Here is an 18,876-nt window from a genome sequence, read left to right on the forward strand (position 1 = left end):
AAGGCTACGAATCTGAGGTTGTCTGCGTTCACCCATCCACCGGGGCGAATCCGCCCTGAACGACTCGAATGCCTCCTGTTCGTTGCGTGGCGCGCAGCGGCGCATTGCGGCCGCTCGCAGCGGCATTCGCGATACGGACTAAGCAGCGACGCATCGCCGGCGCATCCATTGCGACGATATCAGCTGTTTAGGACGTGACGTCCGAACCCTTTCGTTAAGGACCTTTGGCTGCGGGCGGCCTTACTGCCGCCAAAACCGTCACGGCGGCCTGGAAATCTCGCGCCCGGGTGGCCCGACGCTGAGCTGCCTCCTCGTCCACGCCCCATTGGGCGATGTTCCAGTCCTCGTCGACATGGGCCGCGGCCCAGACCTGGTCGGCGTCGCGCGCGCCATGGGCCAGCGCCAGCGCCAGCAGCGCCGAGCCGGTCAGGGTGGTGACCATATGGAGCGCCGCAATGGACCAGGCATCCCCGGGCAGCGCGGCGCGCGCCGCCCTCACCGCGTCGTCCGGCTGCTTCACGTGCATGACGCCCTCGGACAGGATGAAATGCGCCCCCAACGTCTGCGCCGCCCAGAACAGCACGGGATCCCAGTGTGCGGCCTCGCGGGCGACCAGCCCTTCCGGGTGGCCAGCGCGGTAGAACAGGAGGTCCGTCTCGAAATATTTTGCGAGGTCGTCGCTGACGAGTTCGACACGGTCGACCACACCCTCGATCACGCTGTTGGCGATCCGCGTCAGCGGCATGGTCACGGGATCGATCGTCTCGCCTTGCGCTCCCCATTCGGATGCCACCGCATCGGCAAGTTCGCGCGAGGGGATCACCACCTGACGGCCGGACGGCGTGCGGATCGGCTTGCCGTCGAGGGTGATGGCGAAGCCGCCCTCGGCATCGGCGACGCTAGCCTGCTTGTAGAAGCGCTTGCGCAGCGGCGTGCGCGCGGAGGCGCGCGCCGATTGCCGGGGATCCGGCGGGGGCTGCCCCGCAGCTTCTTCGAACAATTCGCGCATGTCGGTTCTTCGATCCCTGTCGTCAGTCAAAATTACCTGCGTCGTCCTGGCCGCTAGTTCGCGCAGCTGCGCGCATAGGTGCCGCGATCGGCCGGGCCCAGTCCTGCGGCGGCAGCGTCGTCGAGGCACTTCGTGACGCGATCGCTGAAGGAATTGCGCGGAAGCGGCTGGTAATTGTAGCGCGGCGGCGCGTCGAATTGCGGAATCTGGGGCACCTCGATCCTCGGCGGCGCTGGCGGCGCAGGCAGCGGTGGAGCGAGCCGCGATGCGCCCGGCGACACATACTGCGCATGGGCGGCTTGCCCTGCGAACAGAGTGACCAATAGCGCAAAGCAGATCGACAATCGTCTCATGGGGGACATGTCGTGCGCCTGCCGCCCCTATTCAACCTCGCTATTCTTCCGGCGCGTTCTCGATCGGATCAAACCTTGCCGCATCGAGACCGAGCAGGTTCCACGATTGCTGCATGTGCGGCGGCAGCGGCGCGGTGGCGTCGATCACACCGCCACGCGGATGCGGAATGACGATCCGGCGCGCGAGCAGGTGCAGCCGGTTCTGCAGGCCGCCCGGCAGCTGCCAGTTCTCGATGTTGAAATATTTGGGATCGCCGACGATGGGATGGCCGATATGCTCCATGTGGGCGCGAAGCTGGTGGGTGCGGCCCGTCACCGGCTTCAGCGACACCCAGGTCAGCTTGTTGCCGGCGGTCTCAACCACCGCGTAGTACGTCACCGCGTGGCTGGCACCCTCGTCGCCATGCTGGGCGATGCGCATGATGGTGTCGTCCTCGCTCTCCTCCTTCGCAAGGAAGGTCGAGATGCGACCCTGCTTCGGCTTCGGCAGGCCCGGCACCAACGCCCAATAGACCTTGCGTGCCGACCGCGAGCGGAACGCGCCGGTCAGATGCGAGGCGGCAAAGCGCGTCTTGGCGATCAGGAGGCAACCCGAGGTCTCGCGATCGATGCGGTGCACGAGGCGCGGCTTCTGGCCCTTGGCATCGCGCATCACCTCCAGCATCTGGTCGATGTGCCGCGTCATGCCCGAGCCGCCCTGCACCGCAAGGCCGGCCGGCTTGTTCAGGACGAGGACATCGTCGTCCTCCCAGATCGTCATCTCCTTCAGCGCCTTGAGCGTCTTCTGTGCGGCCTCCGAGAGCTCGCCGACAACCTTCGGTGCGTCGAGCTTGAGCGGCGGAATGCGGACGCTCTGCCCCTCCTCCAGCCGGTCCTTGCTGTCGACGCGCTTGCCGTCGACGCGCAGCTCGCCTTTGCGCACGACGCGCTGGATGTGAGAGAACGACAGGCCGGGAAAGCGCGCTTCGAGGAAGCGATCGACACGCATGTTGTTCTCGTCGGCCGCCACGATGACGGTCTGCACCTTGGTCGGCAGCAGTGCTTCGACGGGCTTTTCGGGTGCGGCCCTTTCCGGCTCAGCCTTGGGCGCGCGACGCTCGGCGCGCTCGCCCGCAAAGCGCGGCGGCTTGGCACCGGGCTTTCCACCCGTCCGCGGTCCGGATTTCTTGGCGCTATGGGCCTTGAACGGGCGCGCCTCCTTGCGATCGTCGTGATCGCGAGGTTTTGGATTCATTCTCTTGATGCGACGGCTCATGCGGTTTTTCCAAGCTTTCGTGTCGACTGCGTATTGGCGCGGCGGGGCAGCGACGCAACCTGCGCGCCAATCTCCTTCTCCGCCAACCGCAGCTCATATTGCTGTTGCAGGTTCATCCAGAATTGCGGGCTGGTACCGAACCAATGACCTAGACGCAGCGCCGTGTCAGCGGTGATGCCGCGCTGCCCGTTGATGATGCCGGTGACGCGATTGACCGGCACATCGATCTGGCGCGCCAGTTCCGCGGCCGTGATGCCGAGCTCGCGCAGTTCTTCGGCAAGCTGTTCGCCGGGGTGAATTGGTGTGCGGGGCATAGCTTCCTTCAGTGATAGTCGACGATCTCTACGTCAGTTGGTCCAAGAGATCCCTCTGGCCAACTGAAGCAAATCCGCCATTGATCGTTGATCCGGATCGAGAATTGTCCTGCGCGATCGCCCTTCAAGGCTTCCAGCCGGTTGCCGGGCAATGCCGCCAAGTCGGCTAAGCTCGTTGCCGCGTCCAATCGATCAAGGCGCGTCTCTGCCTGGCGGGCAAATCCCGAGAATTCCTTGACGTGCTGACCAGCGGCAAATCGCTCGGTGCGCTTGTCGCGGTAGCCGAGAATCATGCCTAAGCACTATCAATATTTACGAGTTACGTAAATAGTAAATCCGCTGTGAGGGCCTAATTCCCACCCCGCTCCTTGCGCAGCTTGGCCCAGTATTCCAGCCGCTTGCGAATCTCGCGCTCGAAGCCACGCTCGGGCGGATCGTAGAAGGTCTGGCGGCCCAGGGCGTCCGGGAAGTAGTCCTGGCCGGAGAAGGCGTCCGGCGCATCGTGGTCGTATGCGTAGCCGGAGCCGTAGCCTTCCGACTTCATTAGCTTGGTCGGCGAATTGAGGATGTGCTTTGGCGGCAGCAGGGAGCCGGCCTGTTTTGCCACCTGCATCGCGCTGCCGAAGGCGGTGTAGACCGCGTTCGATTTCGGGGCGGTGGCGAGATAGACCACCGCCTGCGCGATGGCGAGCTCGCCTTCGGGATGGCCGAGGAAATCGAAGGCGTCCTTGGCGGCGTTGGCGATGACGAGCGCCTGCGGATCGGCAAGGCCGATGTCCTCCACCGCCATGCGCACCACGCGGCGGGCCAGGAACAGCGGATCCTCGCCGGCATCTAACATGCGCGCGAGATAATACAGCGCGGCATCCGGATCGGAGCCGCGCACCGACTTATGCAGGGCGGAGATCAGATTGTAATGGCCGTCGGCCGATTTGTCGTAGATCGGCGCGCGGCGCTGCAGGATCTCCTGCAACTGCACGGCATTGAAAATCTCGTCCGCCCGCGCCGAACGCCAGACTTCTTCGGCGAGCGTCAGCGAGGCGCGGCCGTCGCCGTCGGCCATGCGCACCAGCACCGCGCGGGCCTCGGCGTCGAGCGGCAGCTTCTTGCCTTCGACCGCCTCGGCGTGCGCGAACAGCTTTTCGATCGCGGCGGCATCGAGCGAGCGAAACACCAGCACGCGCGCGCGCGAGAGCAACGCCGCGTTGAGCTCGAAGGACGGGTTCTCGGTGGTGGCGCCGACCATGACCACCGTGCCGTCTTCCATCACTGGCAGAAACGAATCCTGCTGGGCGCGGTTGAAACGATGCACCTCGTCGACGAACAAGAGCGTGCCCTTGCCCATCTCGCGGCGGGCGCGCGCGGCATCGAAGGCCTTCTTCAGGTCGGCGACGCCGGAGAACACCGCGGAGATCTGCTCGAAATGCAGATCGGTCGCATCCGCCAGCAGCCGCGCGACCGTGGTCTTGCCCGTGCCGGGCGGTCCCCAAAACACCAGCGAACCGAGCGTACGCGTTTCCAGCATGCGCGTCAGCGCGCCGTCCGGGCCGAGGATGTGATCCTGCCCGACGACCTCCGACAGCGCGCGCGGACGCAGCCGGTCCGGCAGCGGATGCGGAGCATCGTGGTCGAGCCCCGCCGCGGCGAAGAGCGTTGGCGTCTCCTGTGGTCGCTTCGGACTCATCCGCCCAGCGTGACGTTGATCTGCTGGCCGCCGCGCACCAGCGTGATGCGCCAGATCCGTGCCCGTTCCCCTGCGGCCTTCTCGAGGTCGCCGGTCTTGCTGATCTTCTGGTTGTTGACGGCCAGGATGATGTCGCCCTTCTGGAAGCCGACACTCGCGGCCGCGGTATCGCCGCCGATGTCGGTGATCACGACGCCTTCGGTGTCGGCATCCAGACGCAGCTCATCGGCGACGGCCGGCGTGATGGTCGAGACCTTCGCACCCTGGAACGGCGAGCGCGCGGTGACGACGAGTTCGTTGCGCCCGGTGTCTGGCGCGGTCTCCAGCGCCACCGCCAGCTTGACCGGCTTGCCGCCGCGCTGCACGTCGATCTGCGCGGAGCCGCCGAGCGGGCGGGTCGCGAAGCGGTAGTCGAAGGCGTTGGGATCATCGACGGTCTGGCCGTCGATGCCGGTGATGAGATCGGAGGATTTCAGGCCGGCTTTCGCTGCCGGGCCGTTCGACACCACGCTCGCAACCAGCGCGCCGGTCGGCGAGCGCAGTCCGAGGCTCTCGGCGATCTCGGGCGTCACCGCCTGCAATTTGGCACCGAGCCACGGCCGCTTCACCGCCTTGCCGCCGCTCTTGGCGGAGGCGACGACGACGCGCACCATGTTGGCCGGGATCGCAAAGCCGATGCCTTGCGAGCCGCCAGAGCGCGAATAGATCGCGGTGTTGATGCCAGCGAGCCTGCCGGCCATGTCGACCAGCGCGCCGCCGGAATTGCCGGGGTTGATCGCCGCATCGGTCTGGATGAAGAACTGGTAGTCCGTGATACCGACCTGCGTGCGCGCGAGCGCCGAGATGATGCCGTGGGTCACGGTCTGGCCGACGCCGAAGGGATTGCCGATCGCGAGCACGACGTCGCCGACCAGGAGCTCGTCGGAATTGGTGAAGTCGAGAGTCGGGAATTTCTCCTTGGTGTCCTTCAGGCGGAGCACGGCGAGATCAGTGCGGGAGTCCTTCAGCAGGATCTCGGCTTCGAACTCGCGCTTGTCCGACAGCGACACCTTCACCTGGTCCGCACCCTCGATGACGTGCACGTTGGTGACGACGAGGCCGGACGCATCGACGATGACGCCGGAGCCGAGCGAGCGCTGCATCTGCTCGGGCTGCTGGCCCGGCACGCCGAAGAAGCGGCGGAAGATAGGGTCGTCGAGCAGCGGATTGCGGTTCTGCACGACCTTGGCGGCATAGACGTTGACGACCGCCGGCTGCACCCGCTGCACGATCGGCGCATAGGACAGCCGCAGCTCGGCCGGCGACGCCGGGACGCGGCGGTCCTGCGCGGCGGACGGGCTGAAGTGCCCTGAAGACACTATGCACAATGCCATGATGACGGCAGCACGGATCGATCGAAACATTCCTACCCTCTTGGAAAAGACGCCGGAATATAGGCGCGTTCGCCCGCCAATAGAAGGCCGCCAGGCGGCCTTATTCGGCCCCTTTCAGGTGTGTCCGGCCCGCAAGCCCAGCGTGCGAAATGGCAAATTGCCATGACGATCGATTGGCATGATGCGCGTCATCCAGCATTGTGGCTGAAGCGGATTCGGTTGCGGCGAATTGGCATCAGTGGGAACCGCGCAACCGGGCCGCAGCGTCGCGGAGCAGTCATCGATCGCACCTAGGCTCCGCCGGCGACTTGGGGAAGTTCGTCAAAGGATGGAGGCGTAACGTGAGCAGAACAAGACTTGCAGCCACGGCGATTGGTCTCGCCGGTGCGCTGGCGGCCTCGCAGGCCCAGGCCCAATCGGCAAGCAGCAGCGAGCAGGAAATCGCGCTGTTGAAGCAGCAGTTGAAGCTGCTGGAGCAGAAGCTCGACAAGCTCCAGAGCCAGACCGCGGCGAACACGGCGGCAACGGCGAAAGCCAGAGCCGAGGCAAAGGCTGAGGCCAAGGCCGAGGCGCGCTCGGAGGCAAAGGCCGCAGTCGCCAATGCCAACGCGGCGATTCCCGTCAAGGGGCCGGCGCCGGCCTCCGGCGTCGTCGTGACGATGCCGAACAACCGGCCGACCATCTGCACCGCAGACCAGGCCAACTGCGTCGCCATCACCAGCCGCCTGCATTGGGATGTCGGCGGATATGACTATCGTCCCAACACCGCGGCGACGGTGCCGCAGAAGCTCGACAGCGGCCAGAACGTCCGCCGCGCGCGCATTGGCGTCACCGGCAAGTTCTTCCACGACTGGAACTTCGCACTGGTCTACGATTTCGGCGGCTCGTCCGACGGATTTGGCGGCACCGCGCCGGGGTCGCTGCCGGGCGGCGGCGTCTCCGGCGTCGAGAACGCCTATATCAGCTATACCGGCCTGAAGCCGTTCGGCGGACGGATGGCGATCGAGGCCGGCATCATGGACCTGCCCTACACCCTGGATGAAGCCACGAGCTCGAACGACATCATGTTCATGGAGCGCGCCTCGCCCGGCGTGATCGCAACCAACATCGCCGCGGGCGACTTCCGTTCCGCGGCCGGCGCGCGCTGGTTCAACGACCAGCTCTGGATCGGCGGCTATGTCACGGGACCGTCGACCGGCGCGATCCATTCCGCCTCGAGCGCGGCGCCGCCCGGCACCAGCGAGCAATATGGCGCCGTGGCGCGCGTGGCCGGCAATCCGATCAGCACCAAGGACTACTCGGTGCATATCGGCGCCAATGCGCAATGGCTGATCCAGCCGCCGCGCAACCTGATCGCCAACACCCAGACGGTCACGCTCAGCGATCGTCCGGAATTGCGTCTCGACCCGACCACGCTGATCTCGACTGGCGCCATCGCCAATGCCTCGGGCGCACAGGTCTACAGCGTGGAGGCGGCGGCGACCTACGGCCCGTTCATCGTCCAGGGTGAGTACTTCTGGTACAATGTCGATCGCACCGCCAATACCGCCGTGCCGCTGGTCGGTGCACCCAGCCTGAAATTCCAGGGCGGCTACGCCCAGGCCGGCTACGTGCTGACGGGCGAAGGCCGATCGTATAACGCGGCGAACGCAGCCTATCACGGCGTCAAGCCGGCGCATCCGTTCTCGCTCGACGGCAGCGGCTGGGGCGCGTGGGAGATCGCGGGCCGCTTCTCGACCATCGATCTCAACGACCAGCTCGCAACTGCCAACGGCGTCACCGGCGGGCGGCAGACGGTCTATACGTTGGCGCTCAATTGGTACGTCAACGGCAATGTCCGCTTCATGCTCGACTATCTGCATGGAACGGTGTCGCGGCAGGCCTCGCCGGTCTCGACCGCCGACGTCGGCTCGAAGTTCGACGCCGTCGCGATGCGCACGCAGTTCGCGTTCTGACGCTGGTTCGTCGTCCCGGGGCACGCGACAGCGTGAACCCGGGACCCGTAGCCACAGGATTGCGTTTGGCGAAGACTCGAAGCTATCAGCTCGCGCCGCAACTGCTTTTTGGTTATGGTCCCGGCCTTCGCGCGCAATTGCGCACTAGGCCGGGGCGACACCGAGAACGCCGCAGCGCCTACGCCGCGCGCTTCTTCTTCACGACCACCGGCGCCGCACCGGACAGCCGCTGCTGATGGCTCTCGCCCCAGGCCTTCAGGATGTCGATGACGGGCTTGAGGCTCTCACCCAGCTCGGAGAGGCAGTATTCCACCCGCGGCGGCACTTCGGCATAGACCTTGCGGATGACGAGCTTGTCCTCCTCCAGCGCGCGCAGCTGCTTCGTCAGCATGCGCTGGGTGATGCCGGGCATCCGGCGGCGCAGTTCGCCGAAGCGCTGGGTGCCGCTCTGGAGGTGGTAGAGGATCACGCCCTTCCACTTGCCGTCGATCAGGTCCAGCGTCGCCTCGACCGAGCAGCCCGGGCGCCGGGTAAACTCTCGCCGTTTCATGCGTGTTTTCCCCAATAGTATCCAAACAGGGACTATATCCCCGAATTTACAGTACTTGCCAAATCGGGGCCAGAGCGACAGTTAGGACGGCGGGCGAACCAAGCCATCTGATGGAGACAAGCCATGAAGGCCGTCGGCTACAAGAAATCGCTTCCGATCGAGAACGCGGACTCACTGATCGATTTCGAGACCGCAAAACCAGAGCCGAAGGGACGCGACATCCGCGTCGCGGTGAAGGCGATCTCGGCCAATCCCGTCGATTACAAGGTGCGCAAGCGCGCCGCCCCGCCCGAAGGCGAGACGAAGATCCTCGGCTATGACGCGGCGGGCGTGGTCGACACCGTCGGCCCCGACGTGACGCTGTTCAAACCGGGTGACGAGGTGTTCTACGCCGGCTCCATCCTGCGCCAGGGCACCAACTCGGAATACCATCTGGTCGACGAGCGCATCGTCGGCAACAAGCCGAAGAGCCTGTCCTTCGCGCAAGCCGCCGCGCTTCCCCTCACCTCGATCACCGCCTGGGAATTGCTGTTCGACCGTCTCGGCGCCGTCCCGGGCAAGAGCGCCGATCCCCGCACGCTGCTGATCACCGGCGGTGCCGGCGGCGTCGGCTCGATCCTGATCCAACTCGCGCGCCGTCTCACCGGGCTGACGGTGCTCGCCACGGCGACGCGGCCAGAATCGCAAAAATGGTGCCTCGATCTCGGTGCGCATGCGGTGATCGACCACGGCAAGCCCATGAAGGAGCAGATCGAGAAACTGAAGCTGCCGCCGGTCGCGCTGGTGGCAAGCCTCACATTCACCGACCAGCACTACAAGGCGATCGCGGAGTTCATGGCACCGCAGGGCAAGTTCGGTCTGATCGACGATCCCCCGGAGTTCACCATGAGCACGTTCAAAGGCAAGGCGATCTCGGTGCATTGGGAATCGATGTTCACGCGCTCCTCGTTCCAGACGCCCGACATGATCGCGCAGCACCATCTACTCAACGACGTCGCCGATCTCATCGACAAGGGCGCGCTGCGCACCACGCTCGACCAAACATTTGGCACGATCAACGCAACCAATCTCAAGCGTGCGCATGCGCTGCTGGAGAGCGGCAAGTCGCGCGGCAAAATCGTGCTGGAGGGGTGGTAGCGACCGCACACTCCGTCATGCCCGGGGTTGTCCCGCCTGCGCGGCCGAAGCCGCTTCGGCGAGGCGAAGGCCCGGGCATCGACGTTCTTTGTGCGACGTGCAAGGTCGTGGATGGCCGGGGACCAGCCCGGCCATGACGAACGCCGTTACGGTGCCACACCCTCGACGAACAGCAACCGCCGCTCCAGCGCCGTCCGCCGCAGCTTGAGCGCCTCGGCGTATTCCGGCGAGCCGTACCATTCCTTCAGCCGCGTCATCGACGGGAATTCGACGATGACGATGGCCTTCGCCGGCAAGTTGCCTTCGACAAGCTCGGCCTTGCCGCCGCGGACGAGATAACGCCCGCCATACTGCGCGATCGTCTTGGCGGCCAATGCGCGATAGGCTTGGAATCCATCGGGATCGCGCATCTCGATTTCGGAAATCACATAGGCTGTCATAGGCCGACCTCAAGCGATCGTATTGACGATGCCGCCTTCCGCGCGCAGCGCCGCGCCGTTGGTCGCGGACGCCTGTTTCGACGCGACATAGACCACCATGTTCGCGATCTCGTCGACGCTCGCAAAGCGCTGGAGCAGCGAGCTCGGGCGATGCTGCTTGACGAAATTGGCGGCGGCCTCGTCCACCGACTGGCCGTTCTGTTTGGCGAGATCCTTCACGAAGGTCTCGACGCCCTCGGACATGGTCGGGCCCGGCAGCACGGAATTGACGGTCACGCCGGTGCCGGTGGTGAGCTGCGCAAGGCCGCGCGCGACCGAGAGCTGGGCCGTCTTGGTCATGCCATAGTGAATCATCTCGACGGGAATGTTGAGCCCGGACTCCGATGAGATGAAGACGATGCGGCCCCAATTGCGCTTAAGCATGCCCTTCATATACGCACGCGACAGCCGGACGCCGCTCATCACGTTGACCTCGAAGAAGCGGCTCCAGTCCTGGTCGGGAATCTCGAAAAAGTCCTTGGGCTCGAAGATGCCGGCATTATTGATGATGATGTCGACGTCGGGAAGCGCCGCGACCAGCGCCTTGCAGCCTTCCGCCGTCGAGACGTCGGCGGCAATGCCGCGGACCTTGGCGCCCGTGCCTTCCAGCTTGCGCACGGCGGCATCGACCTTGTCCCGACTGCGGCCATTGATCACGACGCCGGCGCCGGAGCCAGCGAGGCCGTTGGCGATGGCGTAGCCGATGCCGGCAGTGGAACCGGTCACCAGGGCGGTTTTTCCGGAAAGGTCGATGTTCATGTACTGTCTCCATCAGATCGATGCTGGGCATATCGGACGCGGCAGATCGGGTCGCAATCGGAGCTCACCAATCAGTGACGCGGAGAAACTGCGTGGCCTTTCGCAGCCTCGTCTCGATCGCTGTTGGAACGATTATTGCTAAGTCAGGCCGAACCGCTCTTGCTCATGTGAACAGGAATATCCATGTGATGAAAACGACCGCCCTCACTGTTGCGCTCGGGTTGCTCGGTCTGATCAGCAGCCATTCGCTCGCGCAGGCGCAAGCAGCCTATCCCGAAAAACCGCTGCAGCTGATCGTCCCCTTCCCACCCGGCGGCGCCTCCGACGTGGTCGCACGCATCATCGGCGGCGAACTGGAGACACGGCTCGGCAAGCCCGTGATCATCATGAACCGTCCGGGGGGCGGCACCACGATCGCGGCAAAGGAGGTCGCACGCGCGGCACCCGACGGATACACCCTGTTCTTCAGCTCGAATTCGAGCTTCACGCTGCCGGCAGCCGTGAAGGAAAGCGTGCCCTACGATGCGGCCAAGGATTTCGAGCCGCTCGGCCAGGTCGGCAAGATCACGCTGGCGCTGGTCACCTACAAGGACAACCCGATCAAGGACGTGGCTGCGCTCGTCACTGAGGCGAAGGCCAATCCCGACAAGCTGTCGCTGGCGTCCTTCGGCGTTGCGACCGTCTCGCATTTTGCGGGCGAGCTGTTCAAATCGGGCGCCGGAATCAAGATGGTCCACCTGCCCTACAAGGGCAGCGCGCCGGCGATGAACGACCTCATCGGCAAGCACATCCAATATCACGTCGACACGGTCATTGCCGTCAAGCCGCAGATCGAGGCCGGCACCGTCAAGGTGCTCGCCGTGTTCTCGGCCAAACGCACGCCATTCCTGCCCGACGTGCCGACGCTCGCCGAGCTCGGCTACGGCAACATCGACTTCGCCTCATGGGGCGCTGTGGTCGCCCCCAAGGGCCTGCCGCCAGCCGTTCGTGACAAGCTGACGGCGGCCCTGGAGGAGACGATCAACAACCCGTCCGTGGCCGAACGCTTCGCCGCGGTTGGCTTCGAGCCCGGCTTCAAGCGATACAGCGACTGGCCGAGCGCGATCGGCAAGGAGACCGCCGAAATGAAGGAGATCGCGCAAAAGGCAGGGATCAAGGAGGAGTAGTCCTCCCGACACGCCCTGTTCCCGGAAACAAAAACGGCGCCCAAAGGGCGCCGTTTTCAATTCACACCTTGACGGGTGGCTTACGCCGCCTCGGCTTCCTTTTCCTGCACCGGGCCGGAGTCCTGGCCCTTGGCATCGACGTCGCGATCGACGAACTCGATCACGGCCATCGCGGCGTTGTCGCCGTAGCGGAATCCCGCCTTGATGATGCGGGTGTAGCCGCCCTGGCGGTCCTTGTAGCGGGTGGCCAGGACGTCAAACAGCTTCTTGACCTGATCCTTGTCGCGCATCTCGGAGATCGCCTGGCGGCGCATCGACAGGCCACCCTTCTTGCCGAGGGTGACGAGCTTCTCGACGATCGGGCGAAGCTCCTTGGCCTTGGGCAGCGTGGTGACGATCTGCTCGTGCTTGATCAGCGCGGCCGCCATGTTGGCGAACATCGCGCGGCGGTGCTCGGCCGTGCGGTTGAGCTTCCGATGAACCTTGCCGTGACGCATGTGTTTAGTCCTTACGTAAAAACTGCCGCGACGGTTCGTCGGACATGTTGCTCAGGTGGGCTGCCTGCGTTCGCCCTAGCAGCGGGTAGTGAATGGCGAGTAGCGAGTTGTATTCGCTATTCGCCACTCCCCATTCGCCAAACTCAGTAGTGATCCTCGAAGCGCTTGGCGAGCTCGTCGATGTTCTCCGGCGGCCAGCCCGGCACTTCCATGCCGAGATGCAGACCCATCTGGGCCAGCACTTCCTTGATCTCGTTCAGCGACTTGCGGCCGAAGTTCGGAGTGCGGAGCATTTCGGCTTCGCTCTTCTGCACGAGATCGCCGATATAGACGATGTTGTCGTTCTTCAGGCAGTTGGCCGAACGCACCGACAGTTCGAGCTCGTCCACCTTCTTGAGGAAGGCCGGGTTGAAGGCGAGGTCCGGGATGATCTCCTGGGCGACTTCCTTGCGCGGCTCTTCGAAGTTGACGAACACGTTGAGCTGATCCTGCAGGATGCGGGCGGCATAGGCCACCGAATCATCCGGCGAGATCGCGCCGTTGGTCTCGATCGTCATGGTCAGCTTGTCGTAGTCGAGGATCTGGCCCTCGCGGGTGTTCTCGACCTTGTAGGAGACCTTGCGGACCGGCGAGTACAGGCTGTCGACCGGGATCAGGCCGATCGGCGCGTCCTCGGGACGGTTACGCTCGGCGGGCACGTAACCCTTGCCGGTCGAGACCGTGAACTCCATGCGGATCTCGGCGCCCTCGTCGAGGGTGCAGATCTGCAGGTCCGGATTGAGCACGGTGACGTCGCCGACGGTCTGGATGTCGCCGGCGGTGACGACGCCCGGGCCCTGCTTCTTCACGACCATGCGCTTGGGGCCTTCGCCCTGCATCTTGATCGAGATGTCCTTGATGTTCAGCACGATGTCGGTGACGTCCTCACGGACGCCCGCGATCGAGGAGAACTCGTGCAGCACGCCGTCGATGTGCACCGACTGCACCGCCGCGCCCTGGAGCGAGGAGAGCAGGATGCGGCGCAGCGCGTTGCCGAGGGTCTGGCCGAAGCCGCGCTCGAGCGGCTCGGCGACGATGGTCGCGAAACGCGAGGGATCGCTGCCGGGGGTCACCTGGAGCTTGTTCGGCCGAATCAGTTCTTGCCAATTTTTCTGGATCGTCACTGTTTCACCCATACAGGCCAGTCAATTTGACAGTTCAAATACTGGCGTTGGAGAAAGGCCGCAGAGCATTCCCGCGGCTTCTTGCAAAAAGTCATCGCGGACGCCGATGCGCCCGCGATGTCGTATCAAACGCGCCGACGCTTGCGGGGACGGCAACCGTTGTGCGGGATCGTGGTCACGTCACGGATCGAGGTGACGGTGAAGCCCGCGGCCTGCAGTGCGCGGAGTGCGGACTCGCGGCCCGAACCGGGACCGGCGACTTCGACCTCCAGCGTGCGCATGCCGTGCTCCTGCGCCTTCTTCGAGACGTCTTCCGCGGCGACCTGCGCGGCATACGGGGTCGACTTGCGCGAGCCCTTGAAACCCATCGTGCCGGCGGAGGACCAGGCAATCGTGTTGCCCTGCGCGTCGGTGATGGTGATGGTGGTGTTGTTGAACGACGAGTTCACGTGCGCGACGCCGGAGGCGATGTTCTTGCGCTCACGACGACGAACGCGGGTGGCTTCCTTGCCCATAGAGTACCTTTCCTGAAGATCTCAAACGCCGCCGTAATGCCAGCGGCTACACCTGTGGATGGTGAATAGCGAGTAGCGAATGGCGAATAGGGAAATGCCCCTACCCGCCATTCGCCATTCCCGATTCGCCAGTTTACTTCTTCTTGCCGGCGATGGCCTTGGCCGGCCCCTTGCGCGTACGCGCATTGGTGTGGGTGCGCTGGCCGCGCACCGGCAGACCGCGACGATGACGCAGGCCGCGATAGCAGCCGAGGTCCATCAGACGCTTGATGTTGATGCCGACCTCGCGACGCAGGTCGCCCTCGACGAGATAGTCGCGGTCGATCACTTCGCGGATCTGGAGCACTTCGGCGTCGCTGAGCTGATTGACGCGACGATCCACGGGGATCTTCACCTTCTCCAAGATCTCACCGGCGATCTTCTGACCGATGCCATGGATGTACTGGAGCGCGATCAGCACGCGCTTGTTGGTGGGAATGTTCACGCCGGCAATACGGGCCACGGCCTTCTCTCCTGTCGCCGATCCTCGTCAGGACCGGGCTTTAAGTGCTTGTGTTCTCGGGCAGGTGTTCACAAACGCGAACACGACGCCCACCCCCGGTCTTCCTGGGGCCCGGCATCGTCTGAAACTATCCGACTTGGATGCGGGGCTTATTAGGGGATTCCGGGGGCTTTCGTCAACCGCTGCTAGCGTTTGGCTCGCTTTTTCGTGACCTTTTTTGCAGCCTTCCTGGCACCCTTCTTGACGGCCTTCCCAGCAGTCTTTCTGGCCGCTTTCTTGGCTGTCTTCTTGGACGCCTTCTTTGCACCCTTCACGGCCTTCTTGGCGGCCTTTTTCGCCGGTTTGGCGGCTTTCTTGGCCGTTTTCGCTGATTTTTTGGCCTTCTTGCCCGCCTTGCCCTTCTTGGCCGGCGCCGCCTTGGCCGCGCTGCGAGCATGCGTCTTGGGTTCCACCGCGCCCAGCGCCAGCAGCTGGCGGTGGATGGCGCGGGTGACCTCGTCGATGGCCATCATGCCGTCGATGGTGGAAAGCTTCCGCCGCTCGGAATAGTAGTGAATCAGCGGTTCCGTCTGGCTCCGGTAGCTGGCGAGACGCTTGGTCAGGACCTCCGGGGTGTCGTCGACCCGGACCTCCTCCCCGCGCTCGCGCATCTGGGCGACGCGGGTCTCGACGCGGTTCAGGAGCGCACTCTCGTTGACACGGAGCTCGATGACGGCGTCGAGCTTGAGGTGCTTGCGCTTCAGCAACTCATCCAGCGCCTCGGCCTGCGGCACGGTGCGCGGGAAACCGTCGAGGATGAAACCGTTCTTGGCGTCCGGCTGGTCGATGCGGTCGGAGATGATTCCGACCACGACGTCGTCCGGCACGAGGCCGCCGCTGGCCATGATCTCCTTGGCCTTCAGGCCGACCGGCGTTCCCGCCGCAACGGCCGCGCGCAGCATCTCGCCGGTCGAGAGCTGGAGGATGCCATAGCGCTGCACCAAGAGCTGCGCCTGGGTCCCCTTGCCCGACCCCGGCGGTCCCAGAAGTATAATTCTCATCGGTGTACGCCCCCCGGATTGGTGAGCGATACGTCGCGCACCTGCGTTTGAAGATCAAGAACAGTGCAAACCACAATCAGCGCCGCACCGCTACCCTATCATAGGGGAGCGAATGCGCGGACGCCAAGAAGGCCTTTGAAATCAGTGATTGCGTGGCCCCGGCGCAGCTCTGTCGGTGCGCCGAACGGCCGACTGGTCACATCTTCGAACGCCGCGGTTTGCTCGCGCGGCGAATCGGTGATGCAGCCGCGACGTCCCCTCGAGGACGCCGCGTTCAGCGGCGGCGGCCGCGCAGCTTCGACTTCCGGATCAGGCCTTCATACTGGTGGGCCAGCAGATAACCCTGCACCTGCGCCACCGTATCCATGGTGACGCTGACCACGATCAGCAGCGAGGTGCCGCCGAAGTAGAAAGGTACCGAGGCGTAGGAGATCAGGATTTCCGGAATCAAGCAGACGATCGCGAGATAGATGGCGCCGAGCACGGTGATGCGCGACAGCACGTAATCGATGTATTCGGCCGTGCGCTCGCCGGGGCGGATGCCCGGAATGAAGCCGCCGTGCTTCTTCAGATTGTCGGCGGTCTCGGTCGGGTTGAACACGATCGCGGTGTAGAAGAACGCGAAGAACACGATCAGCGCCAGATACATGATCAGGAACAGCGGACGACCGTGGCCGAGCTGGGTGTTGATCCACTGGAACCATTCCGGGCCGCTGCCCGAATTGAAGTTCGCAACCGTCGTCGGCAGCAGCAGCAGCGAGGACGCGAAAATCGGCGGGATCACGCCCGAGGTGTTGAGCTTGAGCGGCAGATGCGAGGACTGGCCCTCGAACATCTTGTTGCCGACCTGGCGCTTCGGATACTGGATCAGCAGGCGGCGCTGCGCGCGCTCCATGAACACGATGAAGGCGATCACGACGACGGCCATGATGATGACGATCAGGATCAGACCGGTCGACATCGCGCCCTGACGGCCGAGCTCGAGCATGTTGGCGAGCGCTGCGGGCAGTTCCGCGACGATGCCCGCGAGAATGATCAACGAGATGCCGTTGCCGATGCCGCGCGAGGTGATCTGCTCGCCCAGCCACATCAGGAACATGGTGCCGCCGGTCAGCGTGATCGCCGTCGACAGGCGGAAGAACATGCCGGGCTCGCTGACGACGTTGCCGGCGCCTTCGAGGCCCACCGCGATGCCGTAGGACTGGAACGCAGCCAGGATCACCGTGAGATAGCGGGTGTACTGGTTCAGCGTCTTGCGGCCGGCCTCGCCTTCCTTCTTCAGCGCCTCGAGCTGCGGCGAGACGGTGGTCAGGAGCTGGATGATGATCGAGGCCGAGATGTACGGCATGATGTTCAGCGCGAAGATCGCCATGCGGTGGATGCCGCCGCCGGCGAACATGTTGAACATGCCGAGGATGCCGCCCGCCTGGGAGCGGAACACCTGCTCCCAGATGTTGGGATCGATGCCGGGCAGCGGGATATAGGTCCCGAGCCGATAAACGAGCAGCGCACCCAGGGTGAACCAGATGCGCTTCTTCAGTTCGTCGGCCTTGGCAAACGCACCGAAATTGAGATTGGCTGCCAGTTGTTCCGCTGCAGAGACCATCTTGGACTTTCTCCCGCCGCCTGTTGCGCCGTCATGCCCGCGGCCGGGCTACTTTAGCGGACGCCGGACATTATCTGGGGCTCGGCTTCGATAAGTCCACGTCCCGCCTGCGTAAAGGCCCGCGAGGCGCGGGCCAATGACGCAGTTGTTACGCCGCCTCGCCTTCTTCCTTAGCAGGGGCGAGGATCTTGACCGAACCGCCGGCCTTCTCGACCGCCGCGATCGCGGTCTTGGAGGCGCCATGCACTTCGATGTTGAGCTTGGACTTGAGCTCGCCGCGGCCGAGCAGCCGCAGGCCGGCCTTGGCGCGGCGCAGCACGCCGCCCTTCACCAGGGCCTCGACGTTCACGACGCTGCCCGCGTCGATCTTCTTGGCATCGACCGCTTCCTGGAGCCGGTCGAGATTGATCTCGGCGAACTCGACGCGGAAGATGTTGTTGAAGCCGCGCTTGGGCAGACGGCGATGCATCGGCATCTGGCCGCCTTCGAAACCCTTGATGCGCACGCCCGAACGCGCGGTCTGGCCCTTGCCGCCGCGGCCGGACTGCTTGCCCTTGCCCGAACCGATGCCGCGGCCGACGCGCATGCGCTTCTTGCGCGAGCCGGCGTTGTCGGCGATATCGCTGAGCTTCATCGCCCTTCTCCTTGTGTCATGCGCACGATCGTCACCGGGAACCGGGATCGCGCGCCGTTTCTTACTTCTCGTCGACGATGCGGACGAGATGGTGAACCTTCTCGATCATGCCGCGAACGGCCGGGGTGTCCGGCAATTCGCTGGTGCGGCCGATCTTGTTGAGCTTGAGCCCGATCAGCGTCGAACGCTGCGAGTGATGGCGGCGGATCGCGCTGCCGGTCTGCTCGAGCTTGATCGTCTTTGCGGCCTTGGCCATGGGAGTCTACTCCGAAAAGCTTCCGTTAGTCGGCAGCCGCCTCGGCATCACCGCCGATACGGCGGGACTGGAGGGTGGACACCTTGATGTTGCGGCGGGCAGCGACCGAACGCGGCGAATCCTGATGCTTCAGCGCGTCGAAGGTCGCGCGAACCATGTTGTACGGGTTCGACGAACCGATCGACTTCGCCACCACGTCCTGGACGCCGAGCGTCTCGAACACGGCGCGCATCGGGCCGCCGGCGATGATGCCGGTACCGGCCGGGGCGGCACGCAGATAGACACGGCCCGCGCCATGACGGCCGGCGATGTCGTGATGGAGCGTGCGACCCTCGCGCAGCGACACGCGGGTCAGGTTGCGCTTGGCCGACTCCGTGGCCTTGCGGATCGCCTCAGGGACTTCGCGGGCCTTGCCGTGACCGAAGCCGGCGCGGCCCTTCTGATCGCCGATCACGACCAGCGCTGCGAAACCGAAGCGCTTGCCGCCCTTGACGACCTTGGCCACGCGGTTGATGTGAACGAGCTTGTCCACGAACTCGCTGTCGCGCTCCTCGCGCTCCCTGCGTTCGCGTCCGCCGCCGCGTTGATCGCGTCCACCACGTTGTTCGCGTTCTGCCATTTTTCTAATC

Annotated in this window: 22 protein-coding genes; 3 read left to right on the forward strand and 19 right to left on the reverse strand. The window is 64.6% G+C overall.

Features of this window, described 5'->3' with window-relative positions; translation table 11 throughout:
* Positions 1 to 214 precede the first annotated feature (214 nt).
* Genes LPJ38_RS28395 through LPJ38_RS28425 form a run of 7 tightly spaced genes read right to left on the reverse strand, consistent with a single transcriptional unit; the run spans position 215 to position 6,018 of the window.
* Entirely contained in the window at positions 215 to 1,009 is a 795-nt protein-coding gene (locus tag LPJ38_RS28395) for an ATP12 family chaperone protein (protein ID WP_145629820.1), read from the reverse strand.
* A gap of 53 nt (positions 1,010 to 1,062) precedes the next feature.
* Positions 1,063 to 1,371, reverse strand: a complete 309-nt coding sequence (locus LPJ38_RS28400) for a hypothetical protein (RefSeq protein WP_231088426.1) — start codon at positions 1,369 to 1,371, stop codon at positions 1,063 to 1,065.
* Positions 1,372 to 1,402: 31 nt separating this feature from the next.
* Positions 1,403 to 2,617 carry an RluA family pseudouridine synthase gene (locus LPJ38_RS28405; RefSeq protein WP_145629819.1) on the reverse strand — a complete coding sequence of 405 codons (1,215 nt, stop codon included), beginning with the start codon at positions 2,615 to 2,617 and terminating at the stop codon, positions 1,403 to 1,405.
* Positions 2,614 to 2,931 (reverse strand): HigA family addiction module antitoxin, encoded by a 318-nt coding sequence (locus LPJ38_RS28410; protein WP_145629818.1) that lies wholly within the window; start codon positions 2,929 to 2,931, stop codon positions 2,614 to 2,616. Before LPJ38_RS28410 ends, LPJ38_RS28405 begins: the two co-directional genes overlap by 4 nt.
* A gap of 8 nt (positions 2,932 to 2,939) precedes the next feature.
* On the reverse strand, positions 2,940 to 3,224 hold the full coding sequence (locus tag LPJ38_RS28415; protein ID WP_145629817.1) for a type II toxin-antitoxin system RelE/ParE family toxin: 285 nt from the start codon (positions 3,222 to 3,224) through the stop codon (positions 2,940 to 2,942).
* A gap of 56 nt (positions 3,225 to 3,280) precedes the next feature.
* The gene (locus tag LPJ38_RS28420) at positions 3,281 to 4,615 is read right to left on the reverse strand and encodes a replication-associated recombination protein A (protein WP_145629816.1); all 1,335 of its coding nucleotides are present in this window, start codon (positions 4,613 to 4,615) and stop codon (positions 3,281 to 3,283) included.
* Positions 4,612 to 6,018 (reverse strand): DegQ family serine endoprotease, encoded by a 1,407-nt coding sequence (locus LPJ38_RS28425; RefSeq protein WP_167520291.1) that lies wholly within the window; start codon positions 6,016 to 6,018, stop codon positions 4,612 to 4,614. Before LPJ38_RS28425 ends, LPJ38_RS28420 begins: the two co-directional genes overlap by 4 nt.
* 311 nt (positions 6,019 to 6,329) lie before the next feature.
* On the opposite strand from LPJ38_RS28425, the gene LPJ38_RS28430 reads away from it, so the two are divergent.
* Positions 6,330 to 7,943, forward strand: coding sequence for an OprO/OprP family phosphate-selective porin (locus LPJ38_RS28430; protein WP_145629815.1), 1,614 nt, complete (start codon positions 6,330 to 6,332; stop codon positions 7,941 to 7,943).
* Between the two features lie 178 nt (positions 7,944 to 8,121).
* Here LPJ38_RS28430 and LPJ38_RS28435 read toward each other — a convergent pair whose 3' ends face one another.
* Positions 8,122 to 8,493, reverse strand: a complete 372-nt coding sequence (locus LPJ38_RS28435) for a winged helix-turn-helix transcriptional regulator (RefSeq protein ID WP_145629814.1) — start codon at positions 8,491 to 8,493, stop codon at positions 8,122 to 8,124.
* A gap of 123 nt (positions 8,494 to 8,616) precedes the next feature.
* Here LPJ38_RS28435 and LPJ38_RS28440 point away from each other — a divergent pair, with 123 nt between their 5' ends.
* On the forward strand, positions 8,617 to 9,630 hold the full coding sequence (locus LPJ38_RS28440; protein WP_145629813.1) for a zinc-binding alcohol dehydrogenase family protein: 1,014 nt from the start codon (positions 8,617 to 8,619) through the stop codon (positions 9,628 to 9,630).
* Positions 9,631 to 9,776: 146 nt separating this feature from the next.
* On the opposite strand, the gene LPJ38_RS28445 is transcribed toward LPJ38_RS28440, so the two are convergent.
* Together LPJ38_RS28445 and LPJ38_RS28450 are read right to left on the reverse strand one after the other, a co-directional pair.
* A complete protein-coding gene (locus LPJ38_RS28445; RefSeq protein WP_145629812.1) occupies positions 9,777 to 10,070 on the reverse strand; it encodes a DUF1330 domain-containing protein in 294 nt (97 codons plus the stop codon).
* A gap of 9 nt (positions 10,071 to 10,079) precedes the next feature.
* Positions 10,080 to 10,868 carry an SDR family NAD(P)-dependent oxidoreductase gene (locus tag LPJ38_RS28450; RefSeq protein WP_145629811.1) on the reverse strand — a complete coding sequence of 263 codons (789 nt, stop codon included), beginning with the start codon at positions 10,866 to 10,868 and terminating at the stop codon, positions 10,080 to 10,082.
* Between the two features lie 188 nt (positions 10,869 to 11,056).
* Between LPJ38_RS28450 and LPJ38_RS28455 the strand changes: the two genes are divergently transcribed.
* A complete protein-coding gene (locus tag LPJ38_RS28455; protein WP_145629810.1) occupies positions 11,057 to 12,034 on the forward strand; it encodes a Bug family tripartite tricarboxylate transporter substrate binding protein in 978 nt (325 codons plus the stop codon).
* Between the two features lie 80 nt (positions 12,035 to 12,114).
* On the opposite strand, the gene rplQ is transcribed toward LPJ38_RS28455, so the two are convergent.
* The 9 genes from rplQ to rpsE all read right to left on the reverse strand — a co-directional run bounded on the left by rplQ (position 12,115) and on the right by rpsE (position 18,866).
* On the reverse strand, positions 12,115 to 12,531 hold the full coding sequence (rplQ, locus tag LPJ38_RS28460; RefSeq protein WP_145629809.1) for a 50S ribosomal protein L17: 417 nt from the start codon (positions 12,529 to 12,531) through the stop codon (positions 12,115 to 12,117).
* Between the two features lie 143 nt (positions 12,532 to 12,674).
* Positions 12,675 to 13,706, reverse strand: a complete 1,032-nt coding sequence (locus tag LPJ38_RS28465; RefSeq protein WP_060736365.1) for a DNA-directed RNA polymerase subunit alpha — start codon at positions 13,704 to 13,706, stop codon at positions 12,675 to 12,677.
* Positions 13,707 to 13,819: 113 nt separating this feature from the next.
* Positions 13,820 to 14,209, reverse strand: coding sequence for a 30S ribosomal protein S11 (gene rpsK, locus LPJ38_RS28470; RefSeq protein WP_007603045.1), 390 nt, complete (start codon positions 14,207 to 14,209; stop codon positions 13,820 to 13,822).
* 133 nt (positions 14,210 to 14,342) lie between these two features.
* Positions 14,343 to 14,711 carry a 30S ribosomal protein S13 gene (rpsM, locus tag LPJ38_RS28475; protein ID WP_008549231.1) on the reverse strand — a complete coding sequence of 123 codons (369 nt, stop codon included), beginning with the start codon at positions 14,709 to 14,711 and terminating at the stop codon, positions 14,343 to 14,345.
* A 185-nt stretch (positions 14,712 to 14,896) separates the two neighbouring features.
* Complete coding sequence (locus LPJ38_RS28480) at positions 14,897 to 15,751, reverse strand: adenylate kinase (RefSeq protein WP_145629808.1); 855 nt, start codon at positions 15,749 to 15,751, stop codon at positions 14,897 to 14,899.
* Positions 15,752 to 16,025: 274 nt separating this feature from the next.
* Complete coding sequence (gene secY / locus LPJ38_RS28485) at positions 16,026 to 17,357, reverse strand: preprotein translocase subunit SecY (protein ID WP_008549235.1); 1,332 nt, start codon at positions 17,355 to 17,357, stop codon at positions 16,026 to 16,028.
* A 148-nt stretch (positions 17,358 to 17,505) separates the two neighbouring features.
* The gene (gene rplO / locus LPJ38_RS28490; protein WP_008549236.1) at positions 17,506 to 17,991 is read right to left on the reverse strand and encodes a 50S ribosomal protein L15; all 486 of its coding nucleotides are present in this window, start codon (positions 17,989 to 17,991) and stop codon (positions 17,506 to 17,508) included.
* Between the two features lie 61 nt (positions 17,992 to 18,052).
* Positions 18,053 to 18,247, reverse strand: coding sequence for a 50S ribosomal protein L30 (rpmD, locus tag LPJ38_RS28495; RefSeq protein ID WP_011088137.1), 195 nt, complete (start codon positions 18,245 to 18,247; stop codon positions 18,053 to 18,055).
* A gap of 25 nt (positions 18,248 to 18,272) precedes the next feature.
* The gene (rpsE, locus tag LPJ38_RS28500; RefSeq protein WP_025036985.1) at positions 18,273 to 18,866 is read right to left on the reverse strand and encodes a 30S ribosomal protein S5; all 594 of its coding nucleotides are present in this window, start codon (positions 18,864 to 18,866) and stop codon (positions 18,273 to 18,275) included.
* Between the last annotated feature and the right edge of the window lie 10 nt (positions 18,867 to 18,876).

Source organism: Bradyrhizobium daqingense (genome assembly GCF_021044685.1).
Taxonomy (GTDB): domain Bacteria; phylum Pseudomonadota; class Alphaproteobacteria; order Rhizobiales; family Xanthobacteraceae; genus Bradyrhizobium; species Bradyrhizobium daqingense.